The organism is Microcella daejeonensis (assembly GCF_026625045.1).
GTDB classification, from domain to species: Bacteria; Actinomycetota; Actinomycetes; order Actinomycetales; family Microbacteriaceae; genus Microcella; species Microcella daejeonensis.
The window spans coordinates 18,408-35,462 of sequence record NZ_CP113089.1 but is presented as its reverse complement, the minus strand read 5'-3'; the positions used below and the strand labels follow the sequence as shown (position 1 = coordinate 35,462).

General features: G+C 74.0%; 18 protein-coding genes. 12 read left to right on the top strand and 6 right to left on the bottom strand.

Annotated elements, in window-relative coordinates; translation table 11 throughout:
* The first annotated feature begins 12 nt into the window (after window positions 1–12).
* The 4 genes from OVN18_RS00195 to recN are packed head-to-tail and all read left to right on the top strand — an operon-like array spanning window position 13 to window position 3,743.
* Window positions 13–231, top strand: coding sequence for a hypothetical protein (locus OVN18_RS00195; RefSeq protein WP_267781240.1), 219 nt, complete (start codon window positions 13–15; stop codon window positions 229–231).
* A gap of 19 nt (window positions 232–250) precedes the next feature.
* Window positions 251–1,078, top strand: a complete 828-nt coding sequence (locus OVN18_RS00190) for a TlyA family RNA methyltransferase (protein WP_267781238.1) — start codon at window positions 251–253, stop codon at window positions 1,076–1,078.
* Window positions 1,075–2,052 carry an NAD kinase gene (locus OVN18_RS00185; protein ID WP_407666048.1) on the top strand — a complete coding sequence of 326 codons (978 nt, stop codon included), beginning with the start codon at window positions 1,075–1,077 and terminating at the stop codon, window positions 2,050–2,052. Before OVN18_RS00190 ends, OVN18_RS00185 begins: the two co-directional genes overlap by 4 nt.
* On the top strand, window positions 2,049–3,743 hold the full coding sequence (gene recN, locus OVN18_RS00180; protein WP_267737496.1) for a DNA repair protein RecN: 1,695 nt from the start codon (window positions 2,049–2,051) through the stop codon (window positions 3,741–3,743). The genes OVN18_RS00185 and recN overlap by 4 nt, the downstream gene beginning before the upstream one ends.
* A gap of 97 nt (window positions 3,744–3,840) precedes the next feature.
* Here recN and OVN18_RS00175 read toward each other — a convergent pair whose 3' ends face one another.
* Window positions 3,841–4,728, bottom strand: coding sequence for a hypothetical protein (locus tag OVN18_RS00175; protein WP_267781236.1), 888 nt, complete (start codon window positions 4,726–4,728; stop codon window positions 3,841–3,843).
* Window positions 4,729–4,801: 73 nt separating this feature from the next.
* Here OVN18_RS00175 and OVN18_RS00170 point away from each other — a divergent pair, with 73 nt between their 5' ends.
* The 3 genes from OVN18_RS00170 to OVN18_RS00160 are packed head-to-tail and all read left to right on the top strand — an operon-like array spanning window position 4,802 to window position 8,063.
* Window positions 4,802–6,493 carry a CTP synthase gene (locus tag OVN18_RS00170; protein WP_324287782.1) on the top strand — a complete coding sequence of 564 codons (1,692 nt, stop codon included), beginning with the start codon at window positions 4,802–4,804 and terminating at the stop codon, window positions 6,491–6,493.
* A 5-nt stretch (window positions 6,494–6,498) separates the two neighbouring features.
* Window positions 6,499–7,089: an NUDIX domain-containing protein gene (locus OVN18_RS00165; RefSeq protein ID WP_267781235.1), complete on the top strand. Its 591-nt coding sequence runs from the start codon at window positions 6,499–6,501 to the stop codon at window positions 7,087–7,089.
* Window positions 7,090–7,091: 2 nt separating this feature from the next.
* Window positions 7,092–8,063, top strand: coding sequence for a site-specific tyrosine recombinase XerD (locus OVN18_RS00160; protein WP_267781234.1), 972 nt, complete (start codon window positions 7,092–7,094; stop codon window positions 8,061–8,063).
* A 13-nt stretch (window positions 8,064–8,076) separates the two neighbouring features.
* Here OVN18_RS00160 and OVN18_RS00155 read toward each other — a convergent pair whose 3' ends face one another.
* The 5 genes from OVN18_RS00155 to OVN18_RS00135 are packed head-to-tail and all read right to left on the bottom strand — an operon-like array spanning window position 8,077 to window position 12,487.
* Window positions 8,077–8,991 carry a hypothetical protein gene (locus tag OVN18_RS00155; RefSeq protein ID WP_267781233.1) on the bottom strand — a complete coding sequence of 305 codons (915 nt, stop codon included), beginning with the start codon at window positions 8,989–8,991 and terminating at the stop codon, window positions 8,077–8,079.
* Window positions 8,992–9,030: 39 nt separating this feature from the next.
* Window positions 9,031–9,828 (bottom strand): hypothetical protein, encoded by a 798-nt coding sequence (locus OVN18_RS00150; protein ID WP_267781232.1) that lies wholly within the window; start codon window positions 9,826–9,828, stop codon window positions 9,031–9,033.
* A 31-nt stretch (window positions 9,829–9,859) separates the two neighbouring features.
* Window positions 9,860–10,732, bottom strand: coding sequence for a hypothetical protein (locus OVN18_RS00145; RefSeq protein WP_267781231.1), 873 nt, complete (start codon window positions 10,730–10,732; stop codon window positions 9,860–9,862).
* Window positions 10,729–11,766 (bottom strand): hypothetical protein, encoded by a 1,038-nt coding sequence (locus tag OVN18_RS00140; RefSeq protein ID WP_267781230.1) that lies wholly within the window; start codon window positions 11,764–11,766, stop codon window positions 10,729–10,731. The genes OVN18_RS00145 and OVN18_RS00140 overlap by 4 nt, the downstream gene beginning before the upstream one ends.
* A 25-nt stretch (window positions 11,767–11,791) precedes the next feature.
* A complete protein-coding gene (locus OVN18_RS00135) occupies window positions 11,792–12,487 on the bottom strand; it encodes a hypothetical protein (RefSeq protein WP_267781229.1) in 696 nt (231 codons plus the stop codon).
* Window positions 12,488–12,684: 197 nt separating this feature from the next.
* Here OVN18_RS00135 and OVN18_RS00130 point away from each other — a divergent pair, with 197 nt between their 5' ends.
* The 5 genes from OVN18_RS00130 to OVN18_RS00110 all read left to right on the top strand — a co-directional run bounded on the left by OVN18_RS00130 (window position 12,685) and on the right by OVN18_RS00110 (window position 17,042).
* Window positions 12,685–13,572 carry a ParA family protein gene (locus OVN18_RS00130; protein WP_267781228.1) on the top strand — a complete coding sequence of 296 codons (888 nt, stop codon included), beginning with the start codon at window positions 12,685–12,687 and terminating at the stop codon, window positions 13,570–13,572.
* The gene (locus OVN18_RS00125) at window positions 13,556–14,410 is read left to right on the top strand and encodes a segregation and condensation protein A (RefSeq protein ID WP_267781227.1); all 855 of its coding nucleotides are present in this window, start codon (window positions 13,556–13,558) and stop codon (window positions 14,408–14,410) included. Before OVN18_RS00130 ends, OVN18_RS00125 begins: the two co-directional genes overlap by 17 nt.
* Window positions 14,400–15,083, top strand: a complete 684-nt coding sequence (scpB, locus tag OVN18_RS00120; RefSeq protein WP_267781226.1) for an SMC-Scp complex subunit ScpB — start codon at window positions 14,400–14,402, stop codon at window positions 15,081–15,083. Before OVN18_RS00125 ends, scpB begins: the two co-directional genes overlap by 11 nt.
* Window positions 15,084–15,195: 112 nt before the next feature.
* A complete protein-coding gene (locus OVN18_RS00115; RefSeq protein ID WP_267783060.1) occupies window positions 15,196–15,957 on the top strand; it encodes a pseudouridine synthase in 762 nt (253 codons plus the stop codon).
* The gene (locus OVN18_RS00110; protein WP_267781225.1) at window positions 15,954–17,042 is read left to right on the top strand and encodes a prephenate dehydrogenase; all 1,089 of its coding nucleotides are present in this window, start codon (window positions 15,954–15,956) and stop codon (window positions 17,040–17,042) included. The genes OVN18_RS00115 and OVN18_RS00110 overlap by 4 nt, the downstream gene beginning before the upstream one ends.
* Window positions 17,043–17,055 lie beyond the last annotated feature (13 nt).

Below are 17,055 nucleotides of genomic sequence, written 5' to 3'. Positions count from 1 at the left end.
AGAGTGACGACCATGGTCGATGACGGCGAGTTCGGCGGCACCGGGGACGGGCCCGTGACGGAGCCCGCCGTCGTGCACGAGACGCAGGCCGACGAGGCGATCGTCTCGCGCATCTCGCTCGTCGAGGATCAGCCGCTGGCCGATCGGGCTCCGGCGTTCGCGCAGCTCGTGGACGAGCTGCGCGCGCACCTGGAGGGCACCGACGGCGAGGCGCGCCGCTCCGGCGCGTGAGCCACCGGGGCTCGACCCGATGAGCGACGCGATGCGGCTCGACGCCGCGCTCGTGCAGCTCGGGCTCGCCCGCTCGCGGGCCCTCGCCCGTGCGGCGATCGAGCAGGGGCGCGTGAGCGTCGACGGCCGCGCGATCGTCAAGCCCGCGCATCCCGTCGCCGACGGCGCCCGCATCGTCGTCGAGGGCGAGGACCACTACGTCAGCCGCGCGGCGCACAAGCTCATCGCCGCGCTCGACGCGGCCGCCATCGATCCGAGCGGGATGCTCTGCCTCGACCTCGGCGCGAGCACCGGCGGCTTCACCCAGGTGCTGCTCGAGCGCGGTGCCGCGCGCGTCGTGGCGCTCGACGTCGGGCACGGACAGCTCGCGCCCTCGATCGCGCTCGACCCCCGCGTGGTGAACGTCGAGGGTGAGAACGCCCGCGCGCTGACCGCCGAGCGCCTCGCCGCGGTGAGCGGCATCACCGAGCGGCCGCAGCTCGTGGTCGGCGATCTCAGCTTCATCCCCCTGCGGCTCATCCTGCCGGCGATCGTCGCGACGGCCGCCCCGGAGGCGCCGATCATCCTGCTCGTGAAGCCGCAGTTCGAGGTCGGTCGCACGGGCGTGCGCGAGGGGGTCGTGCGCGATCCGACCCTGCGCGAGGACGCCATCATGGGCGTGCTCTGGGCGGCGTACGACCTGGGCCTGCTGGCCGAGCGCGTCGACTCCTCACCCGTGCTGGGGACGAGCGGGAATCACGAGTACCTGGCCGTCTTCCGGCCGGGTGCAGGAGAGCATCCGACACAATGGAGGGGCCGCGTCGCCGCACTCGCGCGAGCGGAACCCCGCCAGGAGGCAACCCCGTGACCGATCGCCACATCCTCGTCGTCGCCCACACCGGGCGGCCCGAGTCGCTCGGCGCGGCCGTGACGGTCTGCGAGCACTTGCGCGCCGCCGGGCTGGTGCCCGTGGTGGCCGCCGACTCGCTCGACGACATCCGCGAGGCGTGGGGGGCGGATGCCCTGCACGTGCTCGGCGACGACGTCGAGGTCGGCGATCTCGAGCTCGTGATCGTGCTCGGGGGCGACGGCACCATCCTGCGCGCCGCCGAGCTGGCCCGCGGGGGCTCGGCGCCGCTGCTCGGCGTCAACCTCGGTCACGTCGGTTTCCTCGCCGAGAGCGAGAAGGACGACCTCGGCAAGGCGATCACCCGGGCGCTCGGCCGCGACTACCTCGTCGAGGAGCGTATGACGATGTCGGTGCGCGTCAAGGTCGGCACCGAGGTGATCTACGAGAGCTGGGCGCTCAACGAGGCCACCGTCGAGAAGGGCAGCCGCGAGCGCATGCTCGACGTCGTGGTCGAGGTCGACAGCCGCCCGCTCTCGAGCTTCGGCTGCGACGGCGTCGTGATGTCGACCCCCACGGGCTCGACGGCCTACGCCTTCTCCGCCGGCGGCCCCGTCGTCTGGCCGAGCCTGGATGCCCTGCTCCTGGTTCCGCTCAGCGCTCACGCCCTCTTCGCCCGCCCTCTCGTCGTCGGCCCGAACTCCTCGCTGGCCGTCGAGGTGCTCGAGCGCTCGCAGGGCTTCGGCGTTCTGTGGTGCGACGGTCGTCGCGCCTTCGATCTGCCGCCGGGCGCGCGCGTCGTCGCCCGCCGATCCAGCACCCCGGTGCGCCTCGCGCGCCTGCACCAGGCGCCGTTCACCGACCGTCTCGTCAAGAAGTTCGCGCTCTCGGTGACGGGCTGGCGCGGGCCGGTCGAGCCGGGAGAGGCGACCGAGCCGGTGACGGGAGCGATCGAGCTTCCGCGCCTCGGCGAGGAGGAGGGGCGGCCCGCGTGATCGAGGAGATCAGCATCCGCCACCTCGGCGTCATCGGCGAGGCGCGCCTGCCGCTCGGGCCCGGCTTCACCGCGCTCACGGGTGAGACGGGTGCGGGCAAGACCATGGTCGTCACCGCGCTCGGGCTGCTGCTCGGCGACCGCGCCGACTCGGGGGCGATCCGCTCGGGCAGCGAGCAGGCGCTCGTGGAGGGTCGCTGGCGCATCGCCGCCGACGGCGCCGTGGCCGAGCGCGTGCGCGACGCCGGGGGAGACCTCGACGGCGACGAGCTGCTGCTCGCCCGGACGCTCTCGACCGAGGGCCGCAGCCGCGCCGTCGTCGGGGGGCGCTCCGCCCCGGTCGCGGTGCTCACCGAGCTCGGCGAGCAGCTCGTGGTCGTGCACGGGCAGAGCGACCAGCTGCGGCTGAAGTCGGCGACGGCGCAGCGCGAGGCGCTCGACCGCTTCGCCGGCCCCGAGCTCGCGCGTGCGCTGACCGAGTACCAGGCCGTGCACGCCCGCTGGGCGCAGTCGCAGGCCGACCTCGAGACCCTCGAGGCCGATCGCGACCGCCGCGCCCGCGAGGCGGAGGAGCTGCGCCTCGCGATGGAGGAGATCGAGCAGGCCGCTCCCGAGCGCGGCGAGGACGATCGGCTGGCCGAGCGGGCCGACCGGCTCGCCAACATCGAGGACCTGCGGCTCGCCGCCGCCCAGGCGCACGAGCTCATCCAGGCCGAGAGCCTCGACGAGGGCCGCGACGCCGTGAGCCTCATCGAGTCGGCGCGCCGCACCGTCGACCGGGTCGCCGGGCACGACGCCCAGCTCGTCCCCGTGGTCGAGGCGCTCGCCAACGCCGGCTTCGTGCTCGGCGAGGCCGCCATGCAGCTCTCGAGCTACCTCGCCTCGCTCGACAGCGACGGCGGGCGCGAGCTCGAGACGGTGCAGGAGCGCCGCGCCGAGCTCGCCGCGCTCGTGCGCAAGTACGGCCCCTCGCTCGACGACGTCATCGACCACCTCGAGCAGGGCTCCACCCGGTTGCTCGAGCTCGATCAGGACGGCGACCGCATCCTCGAGCTGCGGGCGAGCGTCGACGCCGACCTCGCCGAGCTCGATCGTCGGGCATCCGCTCTCACCGCCCTGCGCGAGGCGGCGGCCGACCGGCTGTCGACCGCCGTCACGGCCGAGCTCGCCGCTCTCGCCATGCCGACCGCGCGGCTCAGCGTCGCGGTCGAGACGCGGGACGAGTTCACCGCCACCGGCCGCGACCAGGTGGCGCTGCTGCTGCAGCCGCACCCCGGCAGCGAACCGCGGGCGCTCGGCAAGGGCGCCTCGGGCGGAGAGCTCTCGCGCGTGATGCTCGCGCTCGAGGTCGTCGTCGCCGGCAGTGACCCCGTGCCTACCTTCATCTTCGACGAGGTGGATGCCGGCGTCGGCGGGGCGAGCGCCATCGAGATCGGCCGTCGGCTCGCCCGCCTGGCGGAGAGCGCGCAGGTGATCGTCGTCACGCACCTCGCGCAGGTCGCCGCCTTCGCCACCAATCACCTCAGCGTCGTCAAGGACGTCGACGGCGCCGTCACCGCCTCGAGCGTGCGGCAGCTGCAGGGGGAGGAGCGCATCGCCGAGATGGCGCGCCTGCTGAGCGGCCTTCCCGACAGTGAGAGCGGACTCGCCCACGCGCGCGAACTCGTCGCCATGGCGAGCGCCACGGTCTAGCGAGCGCAACTGTCCAGCGAGCGCGACTGTCCAGCGAGCGCGCTCGTTCGAGCTGGACGACCGTCTCGCGAGCGCCCGTGGCGAGCGAGCGGCCGCGTCAGCGGGCGGCCGCGCCGGGCGGGGCGATCGGCACGTCGAGCTGCTGCGGCGGGGAATCGGTCGCGCTCGACAGGACGAGCACCGTGCCCTCGTCGAGCGCGCGATAGGCGGCCGCCGGCACCACGACGACGCTCGTCGTCGGGCCGTAGTCGGCCGTGCAGGCCTCGACGCGGCCGGTGCTGACCGTCAGCACGAACGTCGAGGCGTCGGCCTCGAGCGCGATCGGCAGCAACGGGCAGCTCGAGCTGCCGTAGGTGGTGACGAGCACGCGGTCGGGCTCGGCCGACCACTGCAGCACGACGGGCACGTCGGGCGGGGGCTCGACCGGGTCGGAGCCCTCGGGGAGCCCGGGCGCCGTCGACTCGGCGATCGAGGAGCCGTCGGGGCCGGCGCTCGCGGCGAGCACGTCGCGGAAGACCCGCTCCCGCCCACCGCCGTCGACCACCGTCACGGTGACCGTCGCACGGTCGAGTCCCTCAGGGGCGGTGAAGACATGGGCGAGAGGCGCGAGGTCATCGGTGCAGGCCTGCGCCGGGGTCGGCTCGAAGCGGATGGGGACGACCCCGCCGTCGACCTCGCCGATGCTCGTCGCGATCGGCGGGCACGAGCTGCTGCCGAAGGTGACGATGACGAGGCGGCCCTGCTCGTCGATCCAGCCCACGGGATCGCCGGAGGAGGCGTCGGGGGAGAGCAGCGGGTCGCGGATCGGCGCGTCGGCGGGCCACCCGGGCTCGGTGTCGAGGGCGACGGACTGCGGCGGGGCGAAGGGGAGGGCGGAGCATCCCGCCAGCAGGGCGATCACGGCGGTCACGGCGGTTCCGACGGCGGCGATGCGGGATGCCCGGCGCGCGCTCCCGTGCCCTCGCCGTACCCTCAGCCGCCTCATGCGCCCGACGGTACGCCCGCGACCTGAGCGAGTCGAGGCGAAAGCGGTCACGGGTCGGATACGATCGAACCCCGTGGCGAACTCTTCAGACGCGGACCTGCCCATCACCAAGCACATCTTCGTGACGGGAGGTGTCGTCTCGTCGCTCGGCAAGGGTCTCACCGCCGCCTCGCTGGGCAATCTGCTCACCGCCCGGGGCCTGCGCGTCGTCATGCAGAAGCTCGACCCGTACCTCAACGTCGACCCCGGCACGATGAACCCGTTCCAGCACGGCGAGGTCTTCGTCACCGACGACGGCGCCGAGACCGACCTCGACATCGGGCACTACGAGCGGTTCCTCGACATCAACCTGAGCCAGGCCGCCAACGTCACGACCGGCCAGATCTACTCGCAGGTCATCGCGAAGGAGCGCCGCGGCGAGTACCTCGGCGATACCGTGCAGGTCATCCCGCACATCACCGACGAGATCAAGCGGCGCATGCGCCTGCAGGCCGAGGACGACCCGAAGCCCGACGTGATCATCACCGAGATCGGCGGCACGGTCGGCGACATCGAGTCGCAGCCCTTCATCGAGTCGGCCCGTCAGGTGCGCCACGAGCTCGGCCGCAAGAACGTCTTCTTCGTGCACGTGAGCCTCGTGCCCTTCATGGGCGCGAGCGGCGAGCAGAAGACCAAGCCGACGCAGCACTCCGTCGCCGCGCTGCGCTCGATCGGCATCCAGCCGGATGCGCTCGTGCTGCGGAGCGACCGCCCGGTGACGAGCGCGAACCGGCGCAAGATCGCCCTCATGTGCGACGTGGAGGAGGCGGGCGTCGTCAATGCCGTCGACGTGGCCTCGATCTACGACATCCCCTCGATGCTGCACAGCCAGGGGCTCGACAGCTACATCATCGACCAGCTCGACCTGCAGACCGGCGAGGTCGACTGGGCCGGGTGGCGCGAGCTGCTCACCGCCGTGCACGAGCCCAAGCGCGAGGTGACGATCGGCCTCGTCGGCAAGTACATCGACCTGCCCGACGCCTACCTCTCGGTGACCGAGGCGCTGCGCGCCGGCGGTTTCGCGCACCAGAGCAAGGTCGCGATCCGCTGGATCGCCTCGGACGAGTGCGAGACGCCCGAGGGCGCCGCGCGCATGCTCGGCGAGCTCGACGCGATCTGCGTGCCCGGCGGCTTCGGCGTGCGCGGCATCGAGGGCAAGCTCGGTGCGCTGCACTTCGCGCGCGAGAACAAGATCCCGACGCTCGGCCTCTGCCTCGGCCTGCAGTGCATGGTCATCGAGTACGCCCGCAACGAGGCGCACCTGCCCGGGGCCTCCTCGACCGAGTTCGACCCCGAGACCGAGTTCCCCGTGATCGCGACGATGGCGGAGCAGGTGGACATCATCGCCGGGGGCGACCTCGGCGGCACGATGCGCCTCGGTCTCTACGAGGCGGCCCTCACCCCCGGCTCGATCGTCGCCGAGACCTACGGCAGCGAGAGCATCAGCGAGCGCCACCGCCACCGCTACGAGGTCAACAACCACTACCGCGAGCAGATCGCCGCGGCGGGCCTGCAGTTCTCGGGCACGAGCCCCGACGGCACGCTCGTCGAGTTCGTCGAGCTGCCCCGCGAGGTGCACCCGTACTACGTCGCCACCCAGGCGCACCCCGAGCTGCGCTCGCGCCCCAACAACGCGCACCCGCTGTTCGCCGGGCTCGTCGGCGCGGCGATCGAGCGGCAGAAGGCCAGCCGCCTGTTCGACGACGAGGCGGCGAGCGCGGAGTGACGGGCATGCCCGGCACGATCGACTCCGCGGGCGCGGGCGAGCTGCGCGATGAGGCGCACTCGGTCGAGGTGCTCGACTCCGAGGTCGTGTTCCCCGGGCGGGTGTGGGACATCCGGCGCGAGCGCTTCGGGTACGGGGAGGGCGAGATCGTCCGCGAGTTCATGGAGCACCCCGGCGCGGTGGCCGTGCTGGCCGTCGACGACGAGGATCGCGTGCTCGTCATCCAGCAGTACCGCCACCCCATCCAGACCCGCGACTGGGAGCTGCCCGCGGGCCTTCTCGACGTGGAGGGCGAGGACCCGATCGAGGCCGCCCGCCGCGAGCTGGCCGAGGAGGCCGACCTCGCCGCCGCGCACTGGGAGCCCCTCATCACGGTGCACACAAGCCCCGGCGGCTCGGACGAGGTGATCCACGTGTTCCGGGCGACCGGGCTCAGCGCCACCGAGACCTTCGCGCGCGACGCCGAGGAGGCCGACATCGTGCTGCGCTGGGTCGCGCTCGACGAGGCGGTGGATGCCGTGCTCGACTCCCGCGTGCGCAACGGCGTGCTCGTGGCCGCGGTGCTCGCCGCGCACGCCCGCCGCGACCGGGCCTGACCGTGCCGGCGGTCGAGCAGCCGGAGCCCGCTCCCGCCCTCGTCCGCGCCATCGACCGCTACCTGCGCCACATCGCTCTCGAGCGCGGGCGCTCCCCGCACACCGTCGCGGCCTACCGCCGCGATCTCGCCCGCTACGCCGGATTCCTCACCGACCTCGGGCGCGAGGAGGTCGCGCAGATCGAAGCGGCGGACGTCGCGGGGTTCGTGCAGGCGCTGCGCGACCCGGCGGGATCCGGCTCGTCGACCGCGGCCGCGCCCGTGGGGGCCGCGACGACCGCGCGGATGCTGTCGAGCGTGCGCGGCTGGCACCGGTTCCTGCTCGAGGAGGGCATCCTGCAGCAGGACGTCGCCGCCGACCAGAAGCCGCCGTCGCAGCCGAAGCGCCTGCCGAAGGCGATCAGCATCGCGCAGGTCGAGCGCCTGCTCGAGGCCTGCACGGGCGACGAGCCGATGATGCTGCGCGATCGCGCCCTGCTCGAGCTGCTCTACGCGACGGGCGCCCGCGCGAGTGAGGCGATCGACCTCAACGTCGACGACGTGATGGGCGGCGACGACCAGGTCGGCGGTGCCGTGCGCCTATTCGGCAAGGGACGCAAGCAGCGCATCGTGCCGATCGGCCGCTACGCCCGCGAGGCGCTCGAGGCGTACCTCGTGCGCGCGCGGCCGCTGCTCTCGCCGCGGGGCGCCTCGACGCCGGCGCTGTTCCTCGGAGCGCGGGGGGCCCGGCTCAGCCGGCAGTCGGCGTGGCTCGTCATCCGCGCCGCGGCCGAGCGCGCGCAGCTCGACGTCGAGCTCTCGCCGCACACGCTGCGGCACAGCTTCGCCACCCACCTGCTCGAGGGCGGGGCCGATGTGCGCGTCGTCCAGGAGCTGCTCGGCCACGCGAGCGTCGCGACCACGCAGATCTACACGCTCGTCACCGCCGACGCGATGCGCGAGGCCTGGGCGACGGCGCATCCGCGCGCGCTCTAGGAGCCGGGGCGGCTCAGCGCAGCGCGGGGGCGTAGGGCGGGATGCTCGCGCTCGAGCCCGAGCGCCGCACCTGCACCTCGGCCTCGTCCGTCGGTCCCCAGCGCACGCTCCAGCGCCCCTCCGAGCCCTCGAGCGTCGTGCGCAGACCCTCGTCGAGGAACGCCTCCCGCGTGATGCAGACGGGCGTGCGCAGGGTCTCGGCGTCGACGAGCAGCACGCAGACGTCGTTGCGCGCGGTCTCGGCGGTGCCCGCGCGCACCGACCGGTAGGCGAGCAGGCGCTCGCCGCCCGACTGCTCGGCGAGGTGGCGCGGGCCGATGGTGACGGGCAGGCCGGCGGCGAGCATGCGGTCGCGCAGCTCGCGCTCGACGGGGGTCGCCTCGCGGTAGAGCTGCTGCAGAGCCGAGGGCGGCGCCGCCTCGGGCGCGGGGGTCGCGGCGGCGCTGAGGGCGGCGACGGTGCTCAGTAGCAGGGTGCCGACGGCCGCGAGCGCGCCGGCGCGGCGCCGGCCGGGGCGGGGAGCGTCGCGGTGGGCGTCGCGGCGTGCTCTGCGGGGAGCGTCACGGTGGGCTCTGCGGCGGGAGTCGCGGCGCGCGTCCTCGCGGCGGGTACGGGCCTCCGGTGGGGCGGCGGGGCGGGTCGGGATGCCCGGCGTCGGCTGCGGGCGTCGCCGGAGCCGCCCGAGTCGCCGGAGCCGCCGGAACCGCACCGGGGCGGGCCGCTCGGCGACCACCGGCGCCGGATCGGGCGCGGGTGCCGCGGCCGCGCGTCGGGCGAGCTCCCGCAGGGCGGCCTCGGCGCGCCGCTCATCGTCCGGCGTGCTCGGTCGGGCGTACGCCAAGCGCGTCAGCTCGCTGTCGAAGAGGTGCGCGATCACGTGCTCGAGGGCGCGCTCGGCGGGCTCCTCGTCGCCCGGCGGCTGCGCCATGGCGGTAGTCAAGCACCCGGCGGTGTGAACCGCGAGGGCTCAGGGGAGCGGCTCGAACGTCACGGAGCCGTCGGCCAGCCAGGAACCGCGGTACGGGGCCCCCGAGAGGGCGTCCCGGCCCTCGACCTCGAGCCCGCGCTCGACGAAGTCGCCGACGGACGCGCAGCTCGTCCCCGAGGGCAGGCCGCGGTCGACGACCATGAGGCAGACGTCCTGCTCGGCGGACTCGCGCACCGGTTCGCCGTTCTCCCCGAAGCGGCTCTCGTCCACGAGCGGCAGGGAGGGCTCGCCCGCTCCGGCGGCGTCGGCGAGCTGCTGCGCCGTTCCGGTCGGGGCGCGGAAAGCGACGAGCTCGGCGGCACCGGCGTCGCCGATGATTCGCAGCCCGTCGACGGGCGCCCCGAGCTGCTGGAAGCGACCCGTGAGCGCGAGCTCGGCCGCGTCGGGAGCGCGGTCGAAGACGACGAGCGCCGCCGGCGGGCCGGAGGGGGTCAGCACGCCGAGCAGGGCGCCGCCGCCGACGATCGCGGCCGCGAGGGCCCCGACGAGGGCGGGCAGCCGCTGCCACCAGGGGCGCGGGCCGGCGTCGTCGTCGGGCGCGTCGGTGACGTCCGTCACGTCTGCCGCGTCAGCCCGGTGGGCGTCGGCAGGCGGGGCCGCGGCGCGGTCGTCGGTGGGGGTGGGATGCTCGGCCGCGGCGCGGGCGGCGAGCAGCTGCTGCAGCTCCAGCGCGGCGGCCTCGGCGCGCGCGGCCTCGGCGGGCGTCGAGGCCCGGCCGTAGGCGAGCCGCTGGAGCTCGGCGATGCGGGCGGACTCGGCAGCGGCATCCCGGGTCATGGGGGCCAGTCAAGCACGGGGTGACGCGGGGTCAGGGTGTCTCTTCGACGGGCAGGGCGCGCAGTTCGGCCTCGCCCGCGGGCGACCATGCGACGGCGTAGCGGATGCCGAAGCGCTCGGTCTCGAAGTCGAGGCCCTCCTGCGCGAACTCGTCGAGGGTCGTGCACCGTCCTTCGATGGCGAAGCTGCGCTCGACGACCCAGGCGCAGACCTCGGATCGGCGCGTGTCCGCTCGGTCGAGCGCGGTCGGGGCGGGGAGCAGGTAGAGGGCGCCGCCGAAGGGGGAGAGCTCGTTGCCGACGAGGCTCGCGTCGGCGTCGCGGAGGAGTTCTGCGGTGCCCTGCGGCGCGCGGAAGACGAGCAGGGACGCGGCGCCGCTCGTGCTGGCGATGATGCGTCCGTCGGCGAGGAGCGGGAGCCCGGCGTCGCGCAGGATCGCGCTGCGCACGCGGTCGACCGGGGTGGCGGGGGAGCGGAGGGAATCGAGCGCCGCGGGAGCCGGCGGCGCGGTGAGGATGCCGATGAGTGCGCCCGCGAGGAGCGCGAGTGCGCCGATCGCGGCCAGCAGTCGGAGCGCACCCCGGGCGTGCTCGGACGTCGACGGCTCGGCAGCGTGAGACGACCGGCTCAGGGCGGCGCCGTGCCCGGGGTCGTTCGGCGATTCAGGAGTCACCGGACGCACGATGGTGTCGTCGTGGTCGGGCACCGTCGTCTCCGCGGGTGCCGCACGGTAGCTGCGGAGACGCTCGAGCTCGTCCAGAGCGGACGCCCGATCGGCATCGACCACGGAACCGTCGATACGGGTCGTCCCCGAATCCGGGCGGCCGAAGAGCAGCCGCTCGAGCTCCGCGATGCGGGCAGCCCGCGCGTCGCCCGCGTCACCGCCGGACTGCTGCGAGGTCACGAGCCGTCCAGGCTGATCGAGGCCGTGCCATCGGGCGCCCAGATCCATGTGACGTTCTCGCCGAAGACCCCGATCCCTCCGCCGGCCCCGAGATCGACGAACTCCGCGATCGACGTGCAGCTGAATACGTACTCGCCGTAGCGCTCCTCGGGCGCGAGCCGCACGCATGCGGCGAGCCCGCCCTCGGGTTCGGGGCGGAAGATGCCCGCCGACATGCGCCAGCCCTCGGACCTCTCGATCTCGCGCATGGCGAGGATCTGCTCCCCGAACGAGTCGCGGCCCTCGCTGCTCCGGGTAATGACGGCGCTCTCGTCCGGAGGGAGGGACTCCAGCATCTCGATCGCCGGAATGCCGAGAGCGCGCACCTCGTCGAGGGTGATGGGGCCGTGCGGCAGGGCCTCGACGACCGCCGCTCCCTGCGGAGTCCAGAGGGCGATGGACTCCAGCGTCTCCGTGATCGCCGAGACGGCGAGGCCGCGTTCGACGAAGGCCTCCTCCGATGCGCAGCGACCGTTGGGCCCGGCCTGCAGGCTCAGCACCCACAGGCAGACCTCGGCGGACTCCGGCACGTCTCCCGCCGTGACGTCGTCGCCGCGCTGCAGTGGATCGGGGATCACCGGTCCGCCCGAGGGCGGGTACCCGCCGTTCGCGGCGAGGCGGGCCCCGGTGCCCTCGGGTGCTCGCACGGCGACCACCGTGACGCTGCCGGTGCTCGACAGAACCCGGGGCTCGCCGATCATCGGCGCCCCGATCCCGACCAAGTCCTCCATGGCCTGCTCGTCGTCGGCGCTCGCCGGCTCGTCGAAGATCGCGAAGGCGCTGGGGTCGACGTCGGCGGCGGCGCGCGTGCCGAACGCCGAGCCGGTGAGGAGGAGCACCGCGACGAGGGCGGCGACGAGGAGGCGCAGCGGGATCCGGGGCGGGCGGCGCTCGCCGAGGGGCTCGGCGTCGAGGGGGAGCGCCGTGCCGCCGTCGGCGTCGAGCACGAGAGGGCGCTGGGGGCGCGCGGCCCCGGCAGCGGCATCCGGTGTCATGAGGCGAAGTCAATCACGGGATGGCCTACCGCGCACGGACCGCCTCGAAGTCGCCGTCGGCCGTCCAGCGGAAGGCGACGGTGCCCTCGCGGGAGCTCGCCTCGCCCTCGACACCGGTCTCGGCGAAGCGGGTGATGTCGGTGCAGGCGAGCGAGGCGTCCGACTCGCCGAGCGCCCACACGCAGGCGCGCGGCTCGATGGTGGTGACGAGCGAGCGGACGATGACGGCGGCGTAGTCCCAGTCGTCATCGGCGTCGAGGATGCGCGGCCCCAGCTGCACGATGCGCCCACCCACCTCGAGCTCCTCCAGGTACTGCAGCTCGGTCGCGGTGGCAGGCCGATCGAAGACGTCGAAGGCCGGGATGTCGAGGGCCCGCACCTCCTGCGCGGTGAAGCCCTGCGCGCCGAGGAAGATGTTCGGGCGACCCTGCAGCACGGAGGAGGCGATCGCGAGGCCGCCCGCGGTGAGCCCGCCGAGCAGGGCGACGACGACCCCCGTGATGAGGGCCGGGTGGCGCCACAGCGGGCGCGGCGGGCGCGGCGGGACGGGATGCATGACCCCGGCGCCGACGCGCGTGCGCCGCACCGGATGCCCCCGGCGCTCCACCGCGTCGAGCCGGGCGAGCTCGAGCGCCGCCTCCTCGGCCGCGCGCCGCTCCTCGTCCGTGCGCGTCGGCCCGAACGCGGTGCGTTCGAGAGCGCGGCGGGCGGCGTCGTCCATAGGCTCCAGTCAACTCCCGTCACCTGCGCGCGAGCAATGGGCGGGCATCCCGCATCGGAGCACGGACGTGAGGCCGCGGAGGGCCCCGAAAGACTCCGGATGGCCCCGAGAGGCCTCGCAGGAAGCGCGGAGCGGCACTGCGCCCGCCCGGCCCGTCGCACCGGCCCGTGACCGAGCGGTCAGTAGACTCGGGGCCTATGAGCGGCGAGAAGACGAGCGGTACGGCCCTCCCCGGGATGGATGCGATCGCGACCGGCCCGACCGGCCGGCCGAAGCGCGAGTTCGCCGTCCCCGCCGCACTCACCGAGCACGGCCCGGCCCGCATCATCGCGCTCTGCAACCAGAAGGGCGGCGTCGGCAAGACGACCACCACGATCAGTCTGGGCGCGGCGCTCGCCGAGTACGGGCGCAAGGTTCTCGTCATCGACTTCGACCCGCAGGGCGCGCTCTCCGCCGGCCTCGGCGTCAACAGCCACGACGGCCTCACCATCTACGACCTGCTGCTCGGCCGCGAGAAGGACACCCGTCTCGCCGTGCAGCAGACCACGACGCCCGGGCTCGACATCATCCCGGCGAACATCGACCTCAGCGCCGCCGAGGTGCACCTCGTCAACGAGGTCGCGCGCGAGCAGATCCTCGCCCGCGTGCTGCGCCCGGTGCTCGACGACTACGACGTCATCCTCGTCGACTGCCAGCCCTCGCTCGGCCTGCTCACCGTCAACGCCCTCACGGCCGCGCACGGCGTGCTCATCCCGCTGGAGTGCGAGTACTTCGCCCTGCGCGGCGTCGCCCTGCTGGTGGAGACGATCGAGAAGGTCAAGGACCGCCTCAACCCCGCCATCCAGCTCGACGGCATCCTCGCGACGATGTACGACTCGCGCACCCTGCACTCGCGCGAGGTGCTCGAGCGCGTCGTCGAGGCCTTCGGCGACAGCGTGCTCGAGACGGTCGTCGGGCGCACCGTGAAGTTCCCCGACGCCTCCGTCGCGGGCACCCCGATCACCTCCTACGCCTCCGAGCACCCCGCGGCCCGCGCCTACCGGCAGCTCGCGCGAGAGTTGATCGAGCGTGGCGCCGTCGCCTGAGCCCGAGGTCCTCCCCGTCGACGCGGCGGCACCGGATGCCCCACCGGGGTTCCGCGTCAGCCTGAGCTCGTTCGAGGGCCCCTTCGACCTGCTGCTGAGCCTCATCTCGAAGCGCGAGCTCGACATCACCGAGATCGCGCTGAGCGCCGTCACCGACGAGTTCCTCTCGTACCTGCGCGGTCTCGACCACGAGGGCGGGTCGGCGATCGACGAGCTGGATCAGGCGAGCGAGTTCCTCGTCGTCGCCGTGACGCTGCTGGACTGGAAGATCGCCAGCCTGCTGCCGCAGGGCGAGCTCGTCGACGCGGAGGACGTGGCCCTGCTGGAGGCCCGTGACCTGCTCTTCGCCCGCCTGCTGCAGTACCGCGCCTTCAAGGAGGCGAGCGGCTGGTTCGCCTCCCGCATCGACGCCGAGACCCGCCGGCACACCCGCTCGGTGCGCCTGGAGGACAAGTTCCGCGAACGCACTCCCGAGCTGCGCTGGACGACGAGCCTCGACGACTTCGCCGCTCTCGCCCTGCTCGCGATGACGCCGCGCGAGATCCCCGTCGTGGGTCTCGACCACCTGCACGCCCCGCTCGTCTCCATCCGCGAGCAGGCGGCGCACGTCGTCAGCCTGCTGCGCCAGGGGGAGCCGGTGACCTTCCGCGCCCTCATCGCGGGCGCCGAGCAGAAGGGCGTCGTCGTCGCGCGGTTCCTCGCCCTGCTCGAGCTGTACCGGCACGCCGCCGTCGGCTTCGAGCAGCTCGAGCCTCTGGGGGAGCTCACGGTGCGCTGGACGGCGGAGAATTGGACGGACGAGAGCCTCGTGAACCTGGGAGCCGACTATGGCCAGTGAGACCGTGACACCCGAGCGGGATGCCGCGCCCGCGCCCGACGGCGCCGCGGCCGCGCGGCCCGACGACGTGAGCGCCGCACGGCCCGACGCCGACGCCGAGCCCCGGCCGGGCATCCCGGAGGGCGTCGACGTCGCCCGCGCCCTCGAGGCCGTGCTCATGGTCGTCGACGAGCCGCAGAGCCTCGTCGGGCTCGCGAGCGCGCTCGGCCGCCCCGTGCCGGAGGTGCGCGCGGCCCTCACGGCCCTCGTCGCCGACTACGACGGCGAGAACGGCGGCCCGCGCCGCGGCTTCGAGCTGCGCGAGGTCGGCGGCGGCTGGCGCATCTACGTGCGCGCCGAGCTCGACGACCTCGTGCGCGACTTCGTGCACACGCAGAGCCCCGCGAAGCTCTCGCAGGCCGCGCTCGAGACGCTCGCCGTGATCGCCTACAAGCAGCCGATCAGCCGCGGCGCGATCGCCTCCATCCGCGCCGTCAACGTCGACTCGGTCGTGCGCACGCTGCTCGGCCGAGGGCTCATCACCGAGGCCTTCACCGACAGCGAGACCGGTGCCATCCACTACGCCACGACCGAGCTGCTGCTGACGCAGCTCGGCATCAACAGCCTCGACGAGCTGCCGAAGATCTCGCCGCTGCTCGACGACGGCAGCCAGGGGTTCGACGATGTCCGCTAGCCGCAGGAACGACGACCGTGCGCCGAAGGGCCTCGTGCCCGACGTCGAGCTCACCGTCGAGAGCAATCAGCGCGACGGCGACAGCGCCACGAGCGAGCGCCTGCAGAAGGTCATGGCCGCCGCCGGCGTCGCCTCGCGCCGCGTGAGCGAGCAGCTCATCGCGCAGGGCCGCGTGACGGTCAACGGCGTCGTGGTCGACGAGCTCGGGGCGCGCATCGAGCCGAGCGTCGACGAGCTGGCCGTCGACGGGGTCGCCGTGCAGCTCGACGGCACCCGCCGCTACGTCATGCTCAACAAGCCCACCGGCGTCGTGAGCACGCTGCGCGACGAGAACGGCCGCCCCGATCTGCGCCAGTTCACCGACCGCTTCGACGACCGGCTGTTCAACGTCGGCCGTCTCGACGCCGACACGAGCGGGCTGCTGCTGCTCACCAACGACGGCGCGCTCGCCAACGTGCTCGCCCACCCGCGCTTCGGCGTCGAGAAGACCTACATCGCCACGGTGAAGGGCGGTGTCACCGGCCAGGCCCTGCGGCGACTGCGCGAGGGCGTCGAGCTGGAGGACGGCGTCGCGATCGCCGACAAGGCACGACTGCTGGGCGAGCCCTCGAAGGGCCGCAGCATGGTCGAGCTCACCCTGCACTCGGGCCGCAACCGCGTGGTGCGCCGCATGATGGCCGAGGTCGGGTTCCCCGTCATCGAGCTCGTGCGCCGCCAGTTCGGCCCCCTGCACCTCGGCACGCTGCCGATCGGCCGCACCCGCCCGCTCACGAAGGACGAGCTCGGCGCACTGCTGACCCTCGGGCGGGATGCCCGTGCCGAGGGCGCCGGTGATGGTGCCGAGCCGACCGACGCCGACGGGGCCGACGCATGACCGACCGCCGCCTCCAGCACGCCGTGCACATCGTCGGCGCGGGACTGCTCGGTACGAGCATCGCCCTCGCCCTGCGCGAGAAGGGCGTCGACGTGACGCTCGCCGACGTCTCGCCCACCGCGGTCGCGCTCGCCGTCGACTACGGGGCGGGCCGGGCGGCGACGCCGGATGACCGGCCGGGGCTCGTCGTCGTCTGCGTGCCGCCCGACGTCACCGCCGTGACCGTCGCCGCGCAGCTCGAGGCGCATCCCGAGGCCCTCGTCACCGATGTCGCGAGCGTCAAGGCGCAGCCGCTGCGCGAGCTCATCGCGCTCGGCGCCGACGTCTCGCGGTACCTCGGCACGCACCCGATGGCCGGCCGCGAGCGCGGCGGCCCCGTCTCGGCCCGCGCCGACCTCTTCGTCGGGCGGCCCTGGGTTCTGGCGGGCCACGACGGCATCAGCTACGGCCGGGCGGCCGCGATCGAGGACCTCATCCTCGACGTCGGCGCCGTGCCCGTCGAGATGGGCGTCGACGAGCACGACCGCAGCGTCGCGATGATCAGCCACGTGCCGCAGCTCGTCGCGAGCGCCATGGCGGCGCGGCTCGTGCGCGCGGGCGACGGCGCGGTCGGCCTCGCCGGGCAGGGCCTGCGCGACGTCACGCGCATCGCCGCGAGCGATGTGAACCTGTGGGTGCAGATCCTGCAGGCGAACGCGGGGCCGGTCGGCGAGATCCTGCGCGCGCTGCGCGACGACCTGAGCGGACTCATCGACGCGCTCGAGCACCCCGACCAGGCGGGCTCGCGGCGGCAGACCGCCGAGCTGCTCTCGGCCGGCAACGCGGGCGTCGCGCGCATCCCCGGCAAGCACGGCTCGAGCCGGCGCTACGCCCAGATCGTCGTCATGATCGACGACACCCCCGGCCAGCTCGCGCGGCTGCTCACCGAGATCGGCGAGCTCGGCGTCAACATGGAGGACCTGCGCCTCGAGCACTCGCCGGGCGCTCCGATCGGCTTCGCCGAGGTGTCGGTGCTGCCCGAGGCGGAGCAGAGCCTGATCGCGCAGCTCGAGCAGCGCGGCTGGCGCATCGCCGGCGCGAGCTGAGCATCCCCACCCC